Annotated in this window: 16 protein-coding genes; 8 read left to right on the forward strand and 8 right to left on the reverse strand. The window is 70.1% G+C overall.

The window, feature by feature from the left end:
• Positions 1-557 precede the first annotated feature (557 nt).
• Positions 558-1,385: a sterol desaturase family protein gene (locus tag MYMAC_RS14030; RefSeq protein WP_095958451.1), complete on the reverse strand. Its 828-nt coding sequence runs from the start codon at positions 1,383-1,385 to the stop codon at positions 558-560.
• Positions 1,382-1,636: a hypothetical protein gene (locus MYMAC_RS14035; protein WP_095958452.1), complete on the reverse strand. Its 255-nt coding sequence runs from the start codon at positions 1,634-1,636 to the stop codon at positions 1,382-1,384. The genes MYMAC_RS14030 and MYMAC_RS14035 overlap by 4 nt, the downstream gene beginning before the upstream one ends.
• Before the next feature lie 173 nt (positions 1,637-1,809).
• On the opposite strand from MYMAC_RS14035, the gene MYMAC_RS14040 reads away from it, so the two are divergent.
• Together MYMAC_RS14040 and MYMAC_RS14045 are read left to right on the forward strand one after the other, a co-directional pair.
• Entirely contained in the window at positions 1,810-2,799 is a 990-nt protein-coding gene (locus MYMAC_RS14040) for a methyltransferase (RefSeq protein ID WP_170114733.1), read from the forward strand.
• A gap of 380 nt (positions 2,800-3,179) precedes the next feature.
• Positions 3,180-3,932 (forward strand): SDR family NAD(P)-dependent oxidoreductase, encoded by a 753-nt coding sequence (locus tag MYMAC_RS14045; RefSeq protein WP_204817601.1) that lies wholly within the window; start codon positions 3,180-3,182, stop codon positions 3,930-3,932.
• Positions 3,933-4,156: 224 nt separating this feature from the next.
• On the opposite strand, the gene MYMAC_RS14050 is transcribed toward MYMAC_RS14045, so the two are convergent.
• The 3 genes from MYMAC_RS14050 to MYMAC_RS14060 form a co-directional block, all read right to left on the reverse strand.
• Positions 4,157-5,185, reverse strand: a complete 1,029-nt coding sequence (locus tag MYMAC_RS14050) for a helix-hairpin-helix domain-containing protein (protein ID WP_095958455.1) — start codon at positions 5,183-5,185, stop codon at positions 4,157-4,159.
• A 407-nt stretch (positions 5,186-5,592) separates the two neighbouring features.
• Entirely contained in the window at positions 5,593-6,180 is a 588-nt protein-coding gene (locus tag MYMAC_RS14055; protein ID WP_095958456.1) for a GNAT family N-acetyltransferase, read from the reverse strand.
• Positions 6,181-6,358: 178 nt separating this feature from the next.
• The gene (locus tag MYMAC_RS14060; RefSeq protein ID WP_095958457.1) at positions 6,359-7,711 is read right to left on the reverse strand and encodes a serine/threonine-protein kinase; all 1,353 of its coding nucleotides are present in this window, start codon (positions 7,709-7,711) and stop codon (positions 6,359-6,361) included.
• Positions 7,712-7,998: 287 nt separating this feature from the next.
• Here MYMAC_RS14060 and MYMAC_RS14065 point away from each other — a divergent pair, with 287 nt between their 5' ends.
• Complete coding sequence (locus tag MYMAC_RS14065) at positions 7,999-9,543, forward strand: aldehyde dehydrogenase family protein (RefSeq protein ID WP_013939424.1); 1,545 nt, start codon at positions 7,999-8,001, stop codon at positions 9,541-9,543.
• Between the two features lie 7 nt (positions 9,544-9,550).
• Here the strand turns inward: MYMAC_RS14065 and MYMAC_RS14070 are convergent, their stop codons facing one another.
• Complete coding sequence (locus tag MYMAC_RS14070) at positions 9,551-10,435, reverse strand: LysR substrate-binding domain-containing protein (RefSeq protein WP_095961581.1); 885 nt, start codon at positions 10,433-10,435, stop codon at positions 9,551-9,553.
• A gap of 109 nt (positions 10,436-10,544) precedes the next feature.
• Here MYMAC_RS14070 and MYMAC_RS14075 point away from each other — a divergent pair, with 109 nt between their 5' ends.
• Both MYMAC_RS14075 and MYMAC_RS14080 read left to right on the forward strand, forming a co-directional pair.
• The gene (locus tag MYMAC_RS14075) at positions 10,545-12,182 is read left to right on the forward strand and encodes an acetolactate synthase large subunit (protein WP_095958458.1); all 1,638 of its coding nucleotides are present in this window, start codon (positions 10,545-10,547) and stop codon (positions 12,180-12,182) included.
• Positions 12,183-12,222: 40 nt separating this feature from the next.
• A complete protein-coding gene (locus tag MYMAC_RS14080; RefSeq protein WP_095958459.1) occupies positions 12,223-13,656 on the forward strand; it encodes an aldehyde dehydrogenase family protein in 1,434 nt (477 codons plus the stop codon).
• A 321-nt stretch (positions 13,657-13,977) separates the two neighbouring features.
• Here the strand turns inward: MYMAC_RS14080 and MYMAC_RS14085 are convergent, their stop codons facing one another.
• Positions 13,978-15,426: an alpha-amylase family glycosyl hydrolase gene (locus MYMAC_RS14085; protein ID WP_095958460.1), complete on the reverse strand. Its 1,449-nt coding sequence runs from the start codon at positions 15,424-15,426 to the stop codon at positions 13,978-13,980.
• Between the two features lie 132 nt (positions 15,427-15,558).
• Between MYMAC_RS14085 and MYMAC_RS14090 the strand changes: the two genes are divergently transcribed.
• The 3 genes from MYMAC_RS14090 (at position 15,559) to MYMAC_RS14100 (ending at position 18,875) form a co-directional block, all read left to right on the forward strand.
• On the forward strand, positions 15,559-16,185 hold the full coding sequence (locus MYMAC_RS14090) for a YigZ family protein (protein ID WP_095958461.1): 627 nt from the start codon (positions 15,559-15,561) through the stop codon (positions 16,183-16,185).
• A gap of 33 nt (positions 16,186-16,218) precedes the next feature.
• A complete protein-coding gene (locus MYMAC_RS14095) occupies positions 16,219-17,553 on the forward strand; it encodes a replication-associated recombination protein A (RefSeq protein WP_095958462.1) in 1,335 nt (444 codons plus the stop codon).
• Positions 17,554-17,696: 143 nt separating this feature from the next.
• Entirely contained in the window at positions 17,697-18,875 is a 1,179-nt protein-coding gene (locus tag MYMAC_RS14100) for a TIGR03118 family protein (protein WP_013939431.1), read from the forward strand.
• A gap of 87 nt (positions 18,876-18,962) precedes the next feature.
• Here MYMAC_RS14100 and MYMAC_RS14105 read toward each other — a convergent pair whose 3' ends face one another.
• Positions 18,963-19,658: a hypothetical protein gene (locus tag MYMAC_RS14105; RefSeq protein ID WP_095958463.1), complete on the reverse strand. Its 696-nt coding sequence runs from the start codon at positions 19,656-19,658 to the stop codon at positions 18,963-18,965.
• Positions 19,659-19,699: the final 41 nt, after the last annotated feature.

Here is a 19,699-nt window from a genome sequence, read left to right on the forward strand (position 1 = left end):
GACCCGGCGCACCTGCGAGACACACACCGTCGGCTGTACATCGCACATACTAGGCGTCCCAAGGTCGACCTAAGCCGCTTCTCGCTCCAGCATCGGGCGGTCCTCCAGCGCAACCCGGCAAAAGCGAAGGACCGCAAGGGACGGGTGCTGGGCGCGGTCGACTTCGGACGGCCCGACAACGAGGTGTGGGACGCTTTCCGTCAGGCCCTCCGGGCCATCCGAGAGCAGCCGGCGCTCTTCCCTGGACTCATAAGGGACGAACCGTAAAGGGCCGTATCCATCAGGGCGGGACGCGAAAGTCCCTGTGGCACAGTGCCGCTGCCATGTGCCCCTCCGGCGCGGAGTCAGACGGAATTAGGTGGGACAGGGTGGGACGGGATGGCGAACCCGAGTAAAGTCAAGGGGATGGCGGGTAAGGGTGCGTCCTGCCTGAGGTTTTCCAACCCCTCGTGTCGGGTTCGAATCCCGCCCTGGGCACTCCGAATCAGGCCTCCGAGTCGAAAGACTCGGGGGCCTTTTTCGTTTCTGGCGGAGGGCCACGGCGTGCGAGTGAGCCCTCAGGGCCGCGGCGCTTTGATGGCGCCTTCCGTGGGGCGCTCCGTGCTTTCGTCCTCCGTCCGCGTCGCTGGCGCGAGCAACTGCGAGAGGAAGCGCCGGGGATACGGCTCCACGAGCCCGAGCGGATACTCCTCGGGGCCGGTGGGCCGGTGGTAGGTGCCGAAGAGCCAGTCCGTCCAGGGGGCGAGGTTGCCGAAGTTATGCCGCGTCTGCCGCGCGCGCGCGTGGTGCCAGTGGTGCAGTTCGGGCGCGCCGAAGAGGAAGCCCAGGGGGCCCAGCGGCAGCCGCACGTTGGAGTGGATGAAGATGGCCCACATCCCGCGGAAGGCGATGAGCATGGCCAGCGTCGTGAGCGGGAATCCCATCAGCATCGCGGGGAGGTTCACCACGAGCTGGGTGAGCAAGCCGTCGACAGGGTGCTCGCGGTGCGCGGCGATCCAGTCAAGGTGCTCCGCTGAGTGGTGGACGGCGTGGAAGCGCCAGAGGAAGTCCACTTGATGGGACAGGCGATGGAAGCCGTAGACGAGCACGTCGCATAGCACCACCGCTTCAATCGCCTGGAGCCACCAGGGTTGCCGTGCGACGGTGGACTGGAGCCCGGTGAGCGCTTCCACCTGGCAGAGCGTCTCCACGCCGTTCAGGACGACCAGGGCGAGCGGCGCGAGGACGAGGTACTGCGCGACGAAGTAGGCGAGGTCGGTGCGGAAGCCGGAGCGTAGCAGCGGCTGTCCGGGACGCGCGGCCCACGCCTTCTCCAGCGGCCAGAAGATGAACGCGAGTACCCCGAAGGACAGCACCATTCCGCCAATGGCCGTCAGGCTGCTCATGGCGTGGCCGCGGTCGCTGCGTCACCGGCATCCGACATCTGCGCGATGCCCGCGTCAGGCTCCGGTGTGATCCTCATGGTGCGGTCCTTGATGGACGTGCCCGCGAGCGCATCCGCGGACATGCCGAAGAGCGGGCGCACCTTGGTGCCTCCGAAGAAGGTCGCCGCTCCCGTCACCACCACCACTGCGAGTCCGATGAGCGCGATGACAATCGTCACCTGCCTCAGGACCTTACCTCTCTGAGATTGCATGATGTCTCTGCTCCCGTTGCCTCGGAAGGGTACACCAGGCGTGTCGCTTCCTCCGCGAGGGCATGGCCTGCGTATAGGGTTTCCCGGGTGAAGTAGTATTTCCAAGTTCCTTGGAAAAACCTGGCCGGGAGTTCATACCGATGCAATCGCAACAGCCTACGCCGCAGGAAACCATGCTGCAGATGTTCACGGCCTACTGGCTTCCACAGGCGCTGCACACCGTGGCGAAGCTGCGCATCCCGGACCGCTTGATGGAGGGTCCCCGAACCGCGGCCGAGCTGGCACGCGACACGGAGATGCACGAGGACTCCTTGCTCCGGGTCCTGCGTGCGCTCTCCAGCGTGGGGGTCTTCTCCGAGACGGAAGAAGGCCGCTTCGGCTCGACGCCGTTGTCCCAGACGCTGCGCTCCGACCAGCCAGACTCGCTGTGGGGCTATCTGACGCTGGTGAACTCCGACTGGTTCTGGCGGACCTGGGAGCAGCTTCCGCATGCCGTCAAGTCGGGGCAGCCCGGGTTCGAGCGGGCCCATGGCCAGTCCTTCTTCGAGTTCCTATCCAGCCGCCCGGAGGCGGGGGAGACCTTCAACAAGGCGATGACCTCATTCTCCGCCATCAGCGGCTCCCAGGTGGTGGCGGAGCGCTATGACTTCTCGAAGGTGCGGACGGTCGTCGACGTGGCGGGTGGTGAGGGTTCGCTCCTCGTGCAGCTTCTGAATGCCCACCCGCACCTGCGCGGCGTGCTGTTCGAGCTGCCGCCTGTCGTCGAGGTGGCGAAGGCCACCATTGAAAAGGGCGGCGTCGCGAGCCGCTGCGAGCCCGTCGGTGGGAGCTTCTTCGAGTCGGTGCCAGCGGGGCATGACGTCTACATGATGAAGATGATCATCCACGACTGGGCGGACGACCAGGCTGTGCGAATCTTGAAGACCTGCCGTCAGGCGATGCGGGAGGATTCAAAGCTGCTGCTTATCGAACAGCTCATCCCGGAGCAGAAGCTGTCCGGCTTCCAGATGTTCATCGACCTGACGATGATGGCGATGTTCGGCAGCAAGGAGCGCACCGCGAAGGAGTTCCAGGCCTTGTTCGCGCAAGCCGGGCTCGAGCTGACGAGGACCCTCGAGCTGGTTCATGGCTATGCCATCATTGAAGCGAAGCCGGTTGGCTGACGCATGAGGAAAGTGATGGAGCCTTGAGGCGCTCAAGGCTCCACGTCGCTTCTGCCCGTGTCCGTTCGCTCCACTGCGATCGTGGTTTGCATCAGGGGCCATGGAGCGAACCCCGCTCCTTGGGGTGAACCCGAATCCCCGAATCCGGTGAACGCCTGCGAGGCGTACGTGCCGGCGACACTGACGACGATGGGGGACTTCACGAAGACTGGCACGATTGCGATTGGCGACCAGACGAACGACCCGAACGTCGACGGAACGGTGCGGCTTGAGTCGGTCGAACGGCTCTGCCCCTGACGTCCGCGAACAGCGTCGACGCCTGCTCCCCCATCAGGGCGGCGTCGCTCGACTTCGCTCGAAGAGCGCGGTTGGTAAGGGTGATGGCGACATTCACCCATCGAACCGCGCTCGTGACGGGCGCTGCTTCTGGCATCGGGCTGGGGGTGGCGCGGCAGCTCGCCGAGCAAGGCGCCGCACGGCTGATTCTGGTCGACCTCTCGCAGGAGGCGCTGGCGCAGGTGGCGCTTCCCTGCGCGGTCGACCGGGCCGTGGGGGACGTGCGAGACGAGGCATTCTGGGAGGCCCTGGCGCCAAGGCTGGCGGGGCTTGACCATGCCGTGGTCAACGCGGGCGTCGCGGGGGCATCGACCATCGTCGACCACGCGTTCGAGCAATGGCGCCGCATCCTGTCCATCAACCTGGACGGTGCGTTCCTGACGCTGCGCGCAGCGATGCGCGCGATGAAGGGGCGCGGCGGCTCCATCGTCGCGACGGCCTCTGCCGCGGGCGTGAAGCCCGAGCCGGGCGTCGCGGCGTATGGCGCGTCGAAGGCGGCGCTGATTCACCTGGTGAAGGTGGCGGCGAAGGAGGGCGCCGCCGACCGGATTCGTGTCAACGCCATCGCGCCCGCGGGCGTCGAGACGCCTGTCTGGGATGCCGTCCCGATGTTCGCGGAACGGGTGGCGAAGGTCGGGCGCGATGAGGCGTTCGCCGAACTGGCGGCACTCGCGACCCCGCTGGGCCGCTATGCCAGCCCCGAGGAGGTCGCGCGTCAGATTGCCTTCCTGCTGTCGGATGACTGCGCCCTGACGACAGGCACGACCTTGCTGAGCGACGGGGGCTATACGCTCTGAACAGCACCTCGACGAGGGACCTCGTCTTCGGCACCTCCACCTGGAGGAATCACCCTGCTTTGACGCGGACCCATGCTCGCCGGAGTCGAGCGCCACGAAACACGACAGCCTCGCGGCGGCAACCCGGGCTGGGCGTGGGCCCCAGGCCCGAACGCGCCTGGGGCTTGATTCACATCTGCTGTGCCCCGGACGGGCCGTTCAGCCCCGTCCGGAACACGGGGGAATCACTCCACCCAGTACGAGTCCGTGTACACGCCGAAGCCGTTCTCGGTGTCGATGAAGAACGTCCCGCTGTGGCCGCTCCAGGGGTCCGGCGCGAAGCCGTAGGAGCAACCGAAGAACGAGCGGCCCTCGGTCAGGGCGGCCAGGTTGGCCAGGCCGGCGGCCTTCACGGCCGGGTCCAGCGTGCCGAAGCGGTCGGCGGCGTTGACGAACGCCGCGACGTGGGCGCGAACCTCGGCGCCGTCGGCGTCAGCACCGCGGTGCTGCCCCGGGATGTTCGGGTTCGTGAACTGCTCCGTCTTGTCGCCGTAGCACTCGTGGATGCCGAAGTTGTAGTGCTGGCCGTTGAGGTTCGCCCACCAGTCGAAGTGGCGCGCCATGAACACGCCCCCGTGCGAACCCGGCAGGGCGTTCACCGCGGCGACGAGCGCCTCGAACGGACGGCTCAGCGTGGCGGCGTTGCGGAGGTTGCGGAAGCCCACTTCACCGACGCCCGACGTGGCGCCGATGGCGTCAACGTTGCTGAACGGGCGCTGGTTGGCCAGGTTCTGCGCGCCGTTCCAGGCGTAGGGCATGATGGTGTACAGCTCGGTGAAGCTGACGCTGTTCACCAGCGTCCGGATGGCGGCCGCGTCATCCTGCGACACCGCCAGACCCTCCACGATGCCGTAGCAGTCCGCGTCGATGTAGTCCTCGCTCCGGGCGCCCTGCTCGAGCTGCTGCAGGCGCGCCGGACCGACCAGACGCACGGCGGAGACGTCCGCCAGGGACACGAAGGGCTGCGCCGCGCGAGCCGCGACCAGATTGTCGACCACGTTGCTGGGCAGGTACTGGTCCAGCTTCGCGTAGGTGGCACTGTTGGCGAAAGCGATGATGCCCTGGCACTCGGCGGCCACGTCCACGTCCGTCTCCGTGAGCAGCCCGTGCGCCTGCTGCTCCTGGGGCTGCTGCGTGGACGTTTCGGTTTCGCTGGGACCGCAGCCGGCGAGCAGACCCGCGGCGAGGAAGGCAGATCCAACATAACGACGCATCGAGGGAACTCCTGATAGGGGGGACAGCGGAGTGAGGCGGCTCAATACACCAAAAGCTCATGTTTCTGGCAATCCAGATCCATGTATTTCGCGTCACAAATGTGTGCCCGCCCCTGCTGCACTCCAGGTGTGCCTGGCGCCCTCTTTCCGTCGCGATAGGGTGCCTTTCTCCTCTGGGACAACCCCGCGCGTCCTTGCCCGATGCCGTGTGTGCCGCGCGCTGTTGGCACGTGAACGCATGATGAGGGATTAGATTTGCGTGGTGTCTGTTTTGGACGTGATACGTCACTTTGGCGACGGCGCGAGCGGCATTCGTCGGCGCGGCCCGTGGCGGCACCTGTCACGGCTCGTGCACCGGGGGCAGTGGTTCACTCCCTGCGCGACCCTGCGCCCGGCGGGTCCGGTGCTCAGCCCGCGGCGTTCGGGGGACGTGGCGATGCCCAGTCCCAGGCGACCACGGCCCACTCGTCCGTCGCGTCCCGGTAGGTGTGGATCGTCTCGAAGCCGACCCGCTCGTGCGCGCGCATCGAGCGGTGGTTGCGCACGGACACCTCGGTGACGATGAGGTCGTACCGGTCCCGGAAGTGCTCCCGGTGCTGCTGGTAGAGCCGGTCGAACAGGCCCCGTCCCCGGTGCGCCTTGTCGACGCAGATCTGCCCCATCACGTAGAAGCGGAAGCCGCTCAGGGGCTTGCCCCGGAACTGGAGCGAGTCGAAGAGCGTGAACATCGGCTCCAGGACGGGCGCCAACGCGCGGGCCTCGCGCGGCATCGTCAGGGCGTAGGCCACCAGTGCGCCGTCCTGGTGGGCGACGATGCTGGGCGCCATGGCGTGCATCCGCTCCAGCGCGGACAGGTCGTGCTGGACCGTGACGAACCCCTGCGTGTGCAGCTCGTCCGCGGACAGCGCCTGCTTCAGGTTCTTCTGTTGCAGCGCCAGGATGTGCTCCAGCTCGCCCCGGTGGCGCACGGCGGTGACTGTGTAGGTGGGCTCCATCCCAGGCAGGATATGCCGCGGCGCTCCGCCTTGCCGAAGCGACACGGGGGGCGGGCAGGCGGACTCCGCGCCGCGCGACTTCGGCCAGGCGCTGTTCGGTTCGGCGCTTCCGCTTCGCGGCTCGCAGAACGCATCGCCGGAGAGGGGGCCGGCGTTCGGGGGTTCCGTGTCTTGCGCTTCAGTGATGAACAGGGCAGTGCGCGGGGCTGGACGTGGCGGGCCGTGCTGAGGGGAACGCGGGTAGGTAGCAGTCGCCTTTGTACACATACCCATCTTCGGCACAGTCCTTGGGATCCACGGCGAGCTTCACCCAGCAGCCCCCGTGAATGGGGATGTGAACCTTCCGTGGGCATCGGCCGGATGCATCGGGGCGTGTCTGGCCGGGGAAGGGGCGTGGTGGCAAGTCCAGCGCAATGGTGGACCAGGCGGAGGGCGTCTGGGCGGTCGCAACGGGCGCCGAAAACACGCTGTCCCCCACGGCCACGGTGCCACCGTCCGTCGCCTCTTCGGCCACGACCGTGGGCCCGGGCGCCATGGTGACCGAGGCCCCCGCACGGGCCCCCCAGCCGAGGCTCAGCACGAGGGGCCCTCCCAGGCCAACGATGGCGACCCACGGCCACCGCCTCCGCCGGGCGCGACGCGGAATGGAACGTCCATTCCACTGCGCCGCTGCCCGGGACCGAGGGGCACCGCCCACCCTGAGCGGCACATCCGCCTCAGGCCCTGCCTGCGCCACCGCGCGCTCCATCGCCTCCGCCAGCTCGCGTGCCGTACCTCGCGCGTGGAGCCCCGGAGCCAGCATGCGTGACACCAGCGCGCTCAACGCCAGGCAGCAGTGTCCGTTGCTGTCTCGTGGCGACGGTGCCTGGGCGCCCTCTGCGTGCCAGAACCGCGACTCCGCCACCTCCGGATGCGTCGACGGGGGATAGCGCCCCGAAATCACCCGGAACGCCGTGACGCCCAGGGCGAAGACGTCATCCGCCTGTCCCGGGGCGTAGGGCGCCGCGGCGTCACCGGCGACGAAGCGCCACGCTTCCGGGGAGCGGTAGGCGGGCGTGCCCGGCGGAAACGGCGAGCTCGTCTGCGTCGCGGCGCCCACGTAGTGACTGGAGCCGAAGTCGATGAGGAACGCCTGCCCATCCTCCTCGCGCACCAGCACGTTGTGCCCCTTGACGTCCCGGTGCAGGCCTCCCGCCGCGTGCGTGGCCTCCAGCGCCCGCGCCAACCTCGCGAGCAGGACCATCACCTGCCGCGACGTGGGGCCGTGCTCGCGGGCCCAGTCATAGAGCGGCGTGCCCTCCACCCAGTCCATGGCCAGGTAGGGATGGGGCGGCCCCTTGGCGGGTTGCCAGTCCCCGCTTGCTCGCAGCCGGGGCACGGCGGGGTGGTGGATGCGGGACAGCAGCTCCGCCTCGCGCGCGAAGCGCTCGTCCCGAGCATGCAGCGCCAGCTTGAGGGCCACGATGCGCGTGCCCGTCACATCCCGGGCCCGGTAGACGGCGCCGTACGCCCCCCGGCCCCGCAGGTCCATGAGCCGCCATGGGCCCACCCAGGTCCCAGGCGGGAGACGGGCCGGATTCAGAGAAGGAAGCCCCATAGGACGCAGGAGGCTACTTCCTGAGTAGTCAGTTTGCACCGGAATCCGTCAGGTCAAGGAACCACCTGGAACGAAACGCGCGAGCGCATCGCGTGAAAAGCGACGCAAGCCGTGGCCGTGGGGCGGCGGTTGCCGCGCGCCCAACCGGCCCTCACCTTGACGCAATGTGCCGGTGCCGGATGGAGTGTCGGCCTGGTCTCCTTCCGGGGGAGGGCGTGCCCATGGTGAGTGCGGTGCCTGCTTACGCGGAGTGGTCCAACCTGGAGCGCCGAATCCGGGCGCTCGTTCCCGAGGCGTTCGACCCGGCGGGTCGAGTGCTCAACCTCATCGCGGGGGAATGGGGGCATCCCGGGAAGGGAAAGCCCTACCTGTCCCCGGTGGACGGCACCGTCCTGGGCCGTCTGCCCATGATTGACGCCGACACGGCGCGCATCGCCGCGAGCGCCGCCGCCGCGGAGTCGCGGACCTGGGCGAACCAGGACCTCGACGCCCGCAAGGAGCGGGTCAGCCAATGTCTGTCCCTGCTGCGGGAGCAACGCGAGCTGCTGGCCCTCATCCTGGCCTGGGAGATTGGCAAGCCCGTGCCGCAGGCGCGCGTCAGCGTGGACCGCTGCATCACCGGCGTGGAGTGGTACGTCTCTCAAATCGAGCCCATGGTGGAGGGCCGCCGTCCGCTGGGGCTCATCTCCAACATCGCCTCGTGGAACTACCCGCTGTCGGTGCTGGTCCACGCCGTGCTGGTCCAGGTGCTCGTGGGCAACAGCGCCATCGCCAAGACGCCCACGGATGGCGGGCTCTTCTCGCTGACGCTCTGCATGGCGCTCGCGCGCCGCTGCGGGCTGCCCGTGTCGCTCATCAGCGGCTCGGGTGGGCAGCTCAGCGACGCGCTGGTGCGCAACCCCGAAATCGCCTGCCTGTCCTTCGTGGGCGGCAAGGCGAACGGGCGGGACATCGCGGCCAGCCTCTATGACCGCAACAAGCGCTACATGCTGGAGATGGAGGGCGTGAACGCCTACGGCATCTGGCACTTCAGCGACTGGGAGGGGCTGGCGAAGCAGCTCAAGAAGGGCTTCGAGTACGGCAAGCAGCGCTGCACCGCGTACCCGCGCTTCGTGGTGGAGCGCAGCCTGATGCCGCGCTTCCTGGAGACGTACCTGCCCGTGGTCTCCGCGCTGAAGGTGGGCCACCCGCTGCTGGCGGAGTCGCTGGAGGGCGAGCCGCCCGCGCTCGACTTCGGCCCGCTCATCAACAGCCAGAAGGTCGAGGAGCTGCACGGCCACATGAGCGAGGCGGAGGGCCGCGGCGCCGTGCCGCTGTTCGCCGGGCGGCTGGATTCAGAGCGCTTCCTGCCGGACCAGGACGTCTCCGCGTACCTGGCGCCACACGCGCTGCTGCACGTGCCGCGCAACTGCAAGCTCTACCACGGCGAGCCCTTTGGCCCCGTGGACACGCTCGTCGTGGTGGACAGCGAGGAGGAGCTCGTCGCGGAGATGAACGTGTCCAACGGCTCCCTCGTCGCCTCCATCGCCTGCGACGAGCCGGACACGTACCGCCGCGTCGCCAGCGAGCTGCGCGCCTTCAAGGTGGGCCACAACGCCCCGCGCTCGCGGGGAGACCGGGAAGAGGTCTTCGGCGGCATCGGCGGCTCGTGGAAGGGGTGCTTCGTGGGCGGCAGGTACCTGGTCCAGGCCGTCACCGAGGGCGAGCCCGGTGAGCGGCTGCACGGCAACTTCCACGACTACACGCAGCTCCCCGACACGCGCTGAGGCGAGCTCACCGCCGGCCCGGGCGCCTGGCGCCGCGCACCTCCGCCGCGAACAGCTCCGCGGCCGGCGTGCGCGGCGCGCCCTTTCGCCACAGGAGCGCCGCCAGCTCGGCGCGTGGGGCAGGGGAGAGCCGCTTCACCACCAGCCCCGCGGCGTCCGCGAGCTGGGGCTCCGGGAGCACCGTCACCGCGAGCCCCGCGCGGACGGTGGCCAGCACCGTCGCCACGGCGTTCGACTCCAGCGCCACGTGCGGCGCGATGCGGATGGCGGCGAAGTACGCATCCACCCGAGCCCGGACGCGAAGCCCCCGGGAGAGCAGGGCGAAGGGCTCCTGGGCCAGGGGCCTGGCGCCCACGCTCTCCAGCCTCGCCAGGGCGTGCCCCTTGGCGACCACCAGCGCCAGCTTGCTGTCGAAGACGGGCTCCGCCTCCAGGTCCGGTGAGCGCGCGGGGGCGTAGCCCAAACCCACGTCGAGACGGCCATCCGCCAGCCGCCGCTCCACACGCCGCACCACGGCCTCCTCCGCGCTCAGCACCAGCCCCGGGTGCTTGCGCAGCACCGCGGAGAGCGCGGGCAGCACGACGCCTCGCATGCTGGGCGGGTAGCCCACGCGCAGGGCGCCGGTGGTGAGGCCCCGCAGCGCGCCCACGGCGGAGCGGCCCGCGTCCACGTCCTCCAGCGCTCGCGAGGCGTAGGTGCGGAACAGCTCGCCCGCCTGAGTCAACCGCACGCCGCTCCGGGCGCGCTCGAAGAGGGGCGCGCCGAGCTCCTCCTCGAGCTGGCGAACCTGCTGCGACAGGGTGGGCTGCGAGACGTGGACGCGCCTGGCGGCCCGCCCGAAGTGCAGGGTGTCCGCGACGGCGGAGAAGTAGCGGAGGTGGCGCAGTTCCATGGCCGCCATCATAGGCATTGCCTATCGGTGCCATGGGAACAAACGAATGTACCAATCGAGGCCCGCGCGTAAATGTTCACCCATCACGAGGTCGCGAAGGAGGCACCCGATGAAGGCGGCAGACCTGTTCGTCAAAGCGTTGGAGGCCGAGGGCGTTCGCAGCGTCTTCGGACTTCCCGGAGAGGAGAACCTGGACGTCATCGAGGCCATGCGGGCCGCGGGCATGCGGCTGGTGCTGACCCGCCATGAGCAGGCCGCGGGCTTCATGGCGGCCACGTATGGACGGCTCACCGGCCGCGCGGGCGTGGTCCTGTCGACGCTGGGGCCCGGGGCGACCAACCTCGTCACGGCCGCGGCGTACGCGCAGCTCGGCGCCATGCCCATGGTGATGCTCACCGGGCAGAAGCCCATCAAGGCGGGCAAGCAGGGCCACTTCCAGATCGTGGACGTGGTGGGGATGATGCGCCCGCTGACGAAGCTGACGCGCACGCTCGTGTCGGCCGAGCACGTCCCGTCGGCCGTCCGCGAGGCCTTCCGCCGCGCCGAGGAGGAGCGCCCCGGCGCGACGCACCTGGAGCTGCCGGAGGACGTGGCCCGGGAGCAGACGGACGCCGCGCTGCTGGCGCCCAGCGCCCAGCGCCGGCCCGTGGCGGACGAGGCGTCCATCGCGCTGGCCGTGGAGGCCATCGGCTCGGCGCGCCGGCCCCTGCTGATGATTGGCGCGGGCGCCAACCGCAAGCTCACGTCGGAGATGCTCCGCGTCTTCGTGGACAAGACGGGCATCCCCTTCTTCAGCACGCAGATGGGCAAGGGCGTCGTGGACGAGTCGCACCCGCTGTGGCTGGGCACGGCGGCCCTGTCGGAGGGGGACTTCGTCCACCGCGCCATCGAGGCCTCGGACTGCATCATCAACGTGGGCCACGACGTCATCGAGAAGCCGCCGTTCTTCATGCGCGACAGCCGCCGCACGGTGGTCCATCTCAACTTCTCGTCGGCCGCCGTGGACCCGGTGTACTTCCCGCAGTTGGAGGTGACGGGCGACATCGCGAACGCGGTGTGGCGCATCGGTGAGGGGCTGGGGGCACGCGCGCGCTGGGACTTCACGCCCTTCGAGAAGTTCCGCGCGGGGCTGGAGGCCCAGCTCGCGCAGGGTGGCGATGACGACCGCTTCCCCATCTACCCCGCGCGGCTCGTGGCGGAGCTGCGGCGCGCGCTGCCGGACGACGGCATCGTGTGCCTGGACAACGGCATGTACAAGCTGTGGTTCGCCCGCTACTACCGCACGCGCCGGCCCAACACGCTGCTGCTCGACAACGCGCTGGCGACGATGGGCGCGGGGCTCCCGTCGGCCATCGCGGCGAAGCTGGTGCACCCCCGCCGCAAGGTGGTGGCCGTCTGCGGAGACGGCGGGTTCATGATGAACTCGCAGGAGCTGGAGACGGCCGTGCGGCTGGGGTTGGACCTGACGGTGGTCGTCGTGCGTGACGACGGCTACGGGATGATTCGCTGGAAGCAGGGGGAGATGGGCCTGCCGGACTTCGGGATGGCGCTGGGGAACCCGGACTTCGTCCGCTACGCGGAGGCGTACGGGGCCCACGGCCACCGGCCCACCAGCGCGACGGAGTTCGGCGCCACGCTGGCCCGCTGCCTGGCGTCGAGCGGCGTCCACGTCATCGACGTCCCCATCGACTACTCGGACAACGCGCGGGCGCTCGGCGCGGGCGCGGAGGAGCTGGCCGCGCTCTGAGGGGGCGCGGCGGCTCGTGAACGAACACAGGAGGCACACCATGCTGGCTGAACGTTATCCGTACTACCTGGCCAACCGTCCCCGGCAGCCCAACGCGGAGCTGGCCGTCACCCACAAATACTCGGGCGAGGTCGTGACGCGCGTGGCGCTCGCGGACGCCGCGGCCGTGGAGGAGGCCATCGCCGCCGCGGTGCGCGCGGCGGGGCCCATGCGGAAGCTGGCGCCCTACGCGCGGCAGGCGGTGCTCGAACACTGCGTGCGCCGCTTCCGCGAGCGCGCGGAGGAGCTGGCCCTGGCGCTCGCCATCGAGGCGGGCAAGCCGCTGCGCGACGCCCGCGGCGAGGTGGACCGGCTCATCGACACCTTCAAGGCCGCCGCCGAGGAGGCCGTGCGCGGCGGCGGCGAGGTGCTGAACCTGGAGGTGTCCCAGCGCGCCGCGGGCTACCGGGGCTTCACCCAGCGCGTGCCGGTGGGGCCCTGCTCGTTCATCACCCCGTTCAACTTCCCGCTCAACCTGGTGGCGCACAAGGTGGCGCCGGCCATCGCCGCGGGCTGCCCCTTCATCCTCAAGCCGTCGGACCGCACGCCGGTGAGCGCGCTCCTCATGGCGGAGGTGCTGGCGGAGACGGACCTGCCCGAAGGGGCCTTCTCGGTGCTGCCCGTGCGGCTGGAGGACATCGGGCCGCTCATCGAGGATGACCGGCTGAAGCTGCTCTCGTTCACCGGCTCGGAGAAGGTGGGGTGGGAGCTGAAGGCGCGGGCCGGCCGCAAGAAGGTGGTGCTGGAGCTGGGCGGCAACGCGGCCTGCGTGGTGGACGAGGCGCCCGGCGCGCCGCTGGACGTCATCGCGGACCGGGTGGCGCATGGCGCCTTCTTCCAGGCGGGGCAGAGCTGCATCTCGGTGCAGCGCGTGCTGGTGCATGCCTCGCTGTACGACGCGCTGAAGGAGCAGCTCGTCGCGCGGGCCAAGGCGCTGCGGCCGGGCAACCCGTCGGACGAAGCCACGACGCTGGGGCCCATGATTGACGAGCCCGCCGCGCGGCGGCTGGAAGGGTGGATTCAGGAGGCCGCGCGGCGCGGGGCGCGGGTGCTGGCGGGAGGCGGACGGCGCGGCTCGGTGCTGGAGGCGACGGTGCTGGAGGGCGTCCCCGACGACGCGGCGCTGAGCACCGAGGAGGCGTTCGGCCCGGTCGTCCTGCTCCAGCCGTTTCATGACTTCGACGCGGCGCTGGCCCTGGTGAACAGCGGGCGCTTCGGGCTCCAGGCGGGCCTCTTCACGCAGGACCTGTCGCGGGCGATGAAGGCCTGGGACGAGCTGGAGGTGGGCGGCGTAGTGGTGGGCGACGTGCCGAGCTTCCGGGTCGACACCATGCCCTACGGCGGCGTGAAGGGCTCGGGCATCGGCCGCGAGGGCGTGAAGTACGCCATCGAGGACATGACGGAGCTCCGGCTGCTGGTGCTGCGTCAGGCGTGAGCGCCCGTGGCGCGCGCGGAATGAAACAGGGGAGCGTCCTTGGCGGGACGCTCCCCTTGAAGGGGACGAAGCAGTCGCGTGCGAAGGGGCGTGCACCCACTACGGTGAGGTGAGTCGACGGGCCAATGACTCCGCGGAGAACCGCGGAGCCGAGGGCGCCACGTCGAGTCCATGTCTCGGTGACGACCTTACGTGCAGCCTTCTTCGGAGCGCTGCTTCGTCAGGGTGAAACCACCCACGCGGGTGGGGTCTTCCCGCGCGTGAACAACTTGGGGGCGTGAGCAGCCCCACGCTCGCGGGTGGGGCCTTCGCCACCTGCGATCAGCTTCGGGGGGAGAGCAGCACCGCGCCCGAGGCGGGCATGGCCACTTCCAGCCGCGTCCCCTGGGCGCGGATGGAGACGTCCCGCTCGCCCAGCAGGTCCCTCAGGGCCGCGTGGGTGGACAGGTGGGAGAAGCCCTTGGGGAGCGACAGCCGCAGCGTCCTGGCGGACCCGAAGTTCAGCACGACGAGCACGGGCTCGCTCGCTCCGTCCACGTGGCGCAGGTAGGCCAGGGCGGCGGGGTTGTCCTCCACGGGCACCGGCAGCCAGGCGCCGCTGGCGAGCGCGGGGTTCGTGTCTCTCAGGTCGATGAGCTTCCGGTAGTGCTCCCGCAGGCCATGCGGGTCCTGCTCCCACGCGAGGGGCGGCGGCTCCTGGTAGGGCTCGTACTCGGCCCCCACCTCGTCGCCCGTGTAGACAATGGGAATGCCGGGCAGGGTGAGCAGCAGCGCGGCGGCCACCCGTGTGGAGCCCGGGCCGTAGCGGCCGATGAAGCGCTTCGCCGTGTCGTTGTTGTTGAGGAAGCGGGCCACGCGGTCCTCGGGCGTCTGCCCGGCCTTCAGGGCCGCGTACAGCTTCGGGGCCACCTGCTGACGGTCCTCGAAGACGTTCTCCCAGGCCCAGTGGCCCAGCGAGGCGCTCCAGTCATAGGCCGCGTTGAAGCCGTTGCGGACGAAGTACGGGTCATGCGCGCTCGCCTCCGCGAGCAGGTAGACGTCCGGCTTCTCCCTCCGCAGGGCCGTGGACAGGTCGCACCAGAAGTCCGGGCGGCGCTCCTTCACGCCCCAGGCCACGTCCACGCGGAAGCCGTCCACGTCGAACTCGCGGACCCAGTACTGAAAGGCGCGCTGCACCATCGCCACGACCTTCGGGTTGTCGAAGTTGAGGTTCGGCAGGTGCTTCCAGTCGAAGTAGTGCGTCGGCTGCCCCAGGGCGTCGCGGTCGTAGTAGCCGTAGTACGGCGACTGCTTCCCCTTCGCGAGCACGTCCCGGAAGTACGGGTGCGCGTTCGACGTGTGGTTGGGGACGAAGTCCATCATCACCTTCATGCCGCGCGCGTGCGCCTGGTCGACCAGCTCCTTGAAGTCGGCCTTCGTCCCGTAGTCGGGGCGCACGTCGAAGTAGTCGGTGACGGCGTAGCCGAAGTCCCCCGGGTCCGTCGTCGTATTCACGGGAGACAGCCACAGCACGTCGATGCCCAGGCCGCGCAGGTAGTCCAGCTTCGCGGTGACGGCCTTGAAGGGCTCGACGCCGAACAGGGGCGGGACGACGCCGTACACGACGGCGCCTCGCATCCAGTCCGGGTCCTTCACCGGGCCACAGGTGCGGGCCTCGGCGGGCGCCTGCGTGGCGGTGGTGTTCCGGGCGGCGTGGGCGGGCAGGCCCGCGAGGGAGAGGAGGCTCAGCGAGAGCAGGGCGGCCAGGCGTCGGGAGAGGGCGTTGAGCATGGGGGCGTCAGGGGCCGGACGTCGGCCATGGGCCGCAGAACGCCGCGCCGCCTCCGGATTCTTCCTCCGCGCCGTCGGGTGGCGGCGGGACGGCTGCTGGCGATATGAGACACTGCGCCAGCCACCGCACCCATGGACGAGAAGCGCTACCCCATCCCGGCCGGGCTCCACCGGGTGGAGCAGGACATTCAAAAGAGCCGCTTCATCACCACGGCCGCCCACACGCCCACCGTGGAGGAGGCGAAGGGCTTCATCGCCCGCGTCCGCGAGGAGTTCGCCGACGCCACCCACAACTGCTGGGCCTTCGTCGTCGGGCCGCCGGGCTCCACCGCCCAGGTGGGCATGAGCGACGACGGCGAGCCCCACGGCACGGCCGGCCGGCCCATGCTCACCGCGCTGCTCCACGGGGGCGTTGGCGACGTGGCCATGGTGGTGACGCGCTACTTCGGTGGGACGCTGCTCGGGAAGGGCGGGCTGGTGCGCGCCTACACCGCCGGCGTCCAGCAGGCCCTCGAAAGCCTCCCCACCACCGAGCGTGTGCGCAAGACGCGACTGGCCGTCGAGGTGGAGTACACCCACGTGGACGGCCTGCGCCGCCTGCTGCCCTCCTACGAGGTGCAGGTGCTGGCGGAGGAGTACTCGGCCACCGTGGGGTATCGGCTGGAGCTGCCCGTCACCCAGGTGGAGCCGCTGCGGACCGCGTTGAACGACCTGACACTGGGTCAGGTGCTCGTCGAGCCGCTCGATTCCGGTGATTGACCCTGGGCCACGGAGGGGGGAGCCTGCGGCCCGATGAGCGCTGGCCCCGACCTCTTCTCCGCATCTGTCGACGTGAATCGCTTCGCGCCCCTGGCGGAGCGGATGCGGCCTCGCACGCCCGACGAGTTCATCGGCCAGTCCCACCTGCTGGGCCCGGGCCGTCCGCTGCGCCAGCTCATCGAGCGCAAGGCCATCGTGTCCTCGCTGTTCTGGGGCCCTCCCGGCGTGGGGAAGACGACGCTGGCGCGGATGATGGCCTCCAGCGTGGACGCGGAGTTCGTCATCCTCTCCGCCGTGTCGGACGGCATCCCCCGCATCCGCGAGGTGGTGGCGGAGGCGGAGCGCCTGCGCAACCAGTACAGCCGCCGCACCGTCCTCTTCGTGGACGAGATTCACCGCTGGGCGAAGAACGTCCAGGAGCAGGCGCTGCCCCACGTGGAGAGCGGCCTCTTCGTCCTCCTGGGCGCCACCACGGAGAACGTCAGCTTCGAGGTCCGCCCCGCGCTCGTCAGCCGGTGCCGCGTGTTCCAGCTCAAGGAGCTCACCGTCGCGGACATCCAGACGGCGCTGACGCGGGCGCTCGCCGACACGAAGCGGGGCCTGGGGACGCGCGAGCTGACGGTGGGCGAGGAGGCGCTGACGCTGCTGGCGAAGGGCGGCGTGGGCGACGTGCGCAAGGCGCTGGGGGCGCTGGAGCTGGCCGCCAGCCTCACCGGGGACGGCGCGGAGATTACGGCCGAGACGGCGCGCGAGGCGGTGGGCACCAGCCTGTCCCGCCACGACAAGGACGGGGACCAGCACTACGACTTGCTGAGCGCGCTCCAGAAGTCATGCCGGGGCTCCAACGTCCAGGGCGCCGTCTTCTGGGCGGCGAAGCTGCTCCAGACGGGCGACGTGGCGTCGCTGTGGCGCCGGCTCAAGGTGATTGCCGTAGAGGACGTGGGCATGGCGATGCCGGAGGCCATCAGCATCGTGCGCGACTGCGAGGAGGCCTTCCACTCCATGGGCATGCCGGAGGGGCGCATCTGCGTGGCGCACGCCGTCGTCCTGCTGGCCACGTCGAAGAAGACCAACCGCGCCTACGCGGCGCTGGACGCGGCGCTGGCGGCGCTCCAGGAGCACCCCAACGCGGAGCCGCCGCTCCACCTCCGCAACGCGCCCACGGACCTGATGAAGGAGCTGGGGCACGGCAAGGGCTACCAGCCGCCCTGGAACCACAAGGACCACTACGTGCCCGGGCAGACGTACCTGCCTGCCCCGCTGGAGCGCTCCGTCTTCTACCGCCCGAGCAAGGAAGGCTACGAGGCGGAGATTCACGAGCGCATGAGCCACTGGTGGCGCGAGGACAAGGCCTCCCGGGGCGAGTAGCGCGGGCTGCCCCCGCGGGCCGGGGTTTGCCGCCTGGTGTGCAATGCGCCTGGGCAGCAGTGCCGGTTGTTCATCCGAAGACGCCCTCCCAGCTTGTTGCTCGATGAGCACGCGGCGGTTCGCGCTCTCACGAGGGGGGAATCATGATGAACACACGCAGGCCCACGTTGAAGCACGGTGTGCTGTCCGCGGCCGTCGCCGTCCTCGCTGTCCCCGCCGCCAGGGCCGCGATGCCACCCGCGCCTCCGGCGGACTGCTCGGTGGCGGAGGGCTATGCGCAACGCAACCTGGTGGCCAACAGCCCGGCGTTGGGCGCCGAGCACGTCGATCCACACCTCGTCAACGCCTGGGGGCTCGCCTTCAACCCGACAGGGGTGTCGTGGGTCGCGAACAATGGCACGGGCACGTCGTCGCTCTACGACGGCAACGGTGTCCAGCAGCCCCTCATCGCGGGCGTCCCGGCGCCTCCGGGCGTGGCCGAGCTGGGGAAGCCCACGGGGGTCGTGTTCAATGGCGCGGAGGCGTTCGTCGTGACGGGGGCGGCGGGTGCCTCGGGGCCCGCCCGCTTCATCTTCGCCACGGAGCAGGGCGTCGTCGCCGCCTGGTCACCCCTGGTGGACGAGGTCTGGGCCCAGGTCGTGGCGGACAACTCGGCCGCGGGCGCCGTGTACAAGGGGCTCGCGCTGGCGGGCGCCGGAGCGGACGCCAGGTTGTATGCGGCGGACTTCCGGAATGGACGGATTGACGTCTTCAACTCCAGCTTCACGCCCATGCCGATGCCGGGCGCCTTCATGGACCCGGCGCTGCCCGCCGGGTATGCGCCCTTCAACATCGAGAACATCGACGGCACGCTCTACGTGTCCTATGCGCGGCAGGACGCGGAGCGCGCCGACGACGTCCCGGGCGTGGGCGCGGGCTACATCAACGCCTTCGACGTGAACGGGCAGCTTCTGCGGCGGTTCGCGTCCCAGGGGGCGCTCAACGCGCCGTGGGGGATGGCCCTGGCGCCGGCGGGCTTCGGCATGTTCAGCCGCCACCTGCTGGTGGGCAACTTCGGGGATGGGCACATCAACGCGTATGACCCGGCGACGGGCGACTGGAAGGGCGCGCTCCTGGGGGAGGACGGGCAGCCCCTCAGGGTCGACGGGCTCTGGGCCCTTCGCTTCGGCGATGGCGCGCAGGGACAGCCCGCCGGCACGCTCTTCTTCACCGCGGGGCCCGCGAATGAGAGCCAGGGGCTCTATGGCCGGCTCGACATGATGCCGGTGTGCCGGGAGGGCCTGCCGCCGTGGAAGTCGCCGCGGGACGCTGAGCTGCCGTGAGCCGCAACCGCGGTGGAAAGGCGCGGGCCGGAGCACCACGCACCGGCCCGCGCTGTCGCGTGGGGCGCCACGGCATAAGCGCAGGTCTCAGGGCTGCTGCTGCTGTGCGCCGCTGCCTCCGTAGCCCTGCTCCTGGAGTTGCTGCCAGCGCGCCTTGGCCTGCTCCTCGCGCTGGAGGTTGGCGTCCACCTGGTTCTGCTGCTCCGAGGCCTTGCGACGGGCGTCCGCCACGGCGCTGGCGAAGTCACCGGCGTTCAGCTCCTTCGCCCGGACGTCCGCGTTCGCGTTGACCGCTTCGTACCTCGCCTGCTCGAGCTGGGCGTCTGCCACGTCGAGCTCCCGCTGGCGCATGTCCTCCAGGGACTTCAACGTCGTCACCGCGTCGTCGCGCCAGGCGGTCTCCGCTTCAGCCAGGGTCACGGCATGCTGGGCCGTGCACGCGGTGGCCTGGGCCTGCTCGATGGCGGCGGAGTCCCCCGTGTCTTCCGCGGACTTCAGCGCCAGCCTGGCTGCCGCATGGCGGGACTTCGCGGCCTCTTCGTTCCGCTGCGCGACTTCCTTCGCCGCCTCCGCGTCCTTCCGGGCCACCTGGGTGCGGGTGATCTGCTCCCGGGCCTGCTCCTCGGCGAGCGCCGCCTGCTGCACGGAGCCCAGCTCGTCTGGCGGGACGCGCGCCACCCACTCCTCCTCCACCTTCGCGCTGGAGCTGGCGCGGTGGGAGGCACAGCCCCCCAACAGCAACAGGGCCGTGCCGGCCACTCCCAGGTACATGCGACGCGCCATGGCTTCCTCCCAGTCCAAGGGTCTTGTTGGAAACTGTGCGC

The organism is Corallococcus macrosporus DSM 14697 (assembly GCF_002305895.1).
Lineage (GTDB): Bacteria > Myxococcota > Myxococcia > Myxococcales > Myxococcaceae > Myxococcus > Myxococcus macrosporus.

Coding starts and splice junctions, on each gene's coding strand:
- MYMAC_RS14045 (WP_204817601.1), top strand. CDS start 3,180: ATGGCGACATTCACCCATCGAACCGCGCTCGTGACGGGCGCTGCTTCT.
- MYMAC_RS14095 (WP_095958462.1), top strand. CDS start 16,219: ATGAGCGCTGGCCCCGACCTCTTCTCCGCATCTGTCGACGTGAATCGC.
- MYMAC_RS14065 (WP_013939424.1), top strand. CDS start 7,999: ATGGTGAGTGCGGTGCCTGCTTACGCGGAGTGGTCCAACCTGGAGCGC.
- MYMAC_RS14075 (WP_095958458.1), top strand. CDS start 10,545: ATGAAGGCGGCAGACCTGTTCGTCAAAGCGTTGGAGGCCGAGGGCGTT.
- MYMAC_RS14040 (WP_170114733.1), top strand. CDS start 1,810: ATGCTGCAGATGTTCACGGCCTACTGGCTTCCACAGGCGCTGCACACC.
- MYMAC_RS14085 (WP_095958460.1), bottom strand. CDS start 15,426: ATGCTCAACGCCCTCTCCCGACGCCTGGCCGCCCTGCTCTCGCTGAGC.
- MYMAC_RS14090 (WP_095958461.1), top strand. CDS start 15,559: ATGGACGAGAAGCGCTACCCCATCCCGGCCGGGCTCCACCGGGTGGAG.
- MYMAC_RS14035 (WP_095958452.1), bottom strand. CDS start 1,636: ATGCAATCTCAGAGAGGTAAGGTCCTGAGGCAGGTGACGATTGTCATC.
- MYMAC_RS14050 (WP_095958455.1), bottom strand. CDS start 5,185: ATGCGTCGTTATGTTGGATCTGCCTTCCTCGCCGCGGGTCTGCTCGCC.
- MYMAC_RS14105 (WP_095958463.1), bottom strand. CDS start 19,658: ATGGCGCGTCGCATGTACCTGGGAGTGGCCGGCACGGCCCTGTTGCTG.
- MYMAC_RS14080 (WP_095958459.1), top strand. CDS start 12,223: ATGCTGGCTGAACGTTATCCGTACTACCTGGCCAACCGTCCCCGGCAG.
- MYMAC_RS14100 (WP_013939431.1), top strand. CDS start 17,697: ATGATGAACACACGCAGGCCCACGTTGAAGCACGGTGTGCTGTCCGCG.
- MYMAC_RS14055 (WP_095958456.1), bottom strand. CDS start 6,180: ATGGAGCCCACCTACACAGTCACCGCCGTGCGCCACCGGGGCGAGCTG.
- MYMAC_RS14030 (WP_095958451.1), bottom strand. CDS start 1,385: ATGAGCAGCCTGACGGCCATTGGCGGAATGGTGCTGTCCTTCGGGGTA.
- MYMAC_RS14060 (WP_095958457.1), bottom strand. CDS start 7,711: ATGGACCTGCGGGGCCGGGGGGCGTACGGCGCCGTCTACCGGGCCCGG.
- MYMAC_RS14070 (WP_095961581.1), bottom strand. CDS start 10,435: ATGGAACTGCGCCACCTCCGCTACTTCTCCGCCGTCGCGGACACCCTG.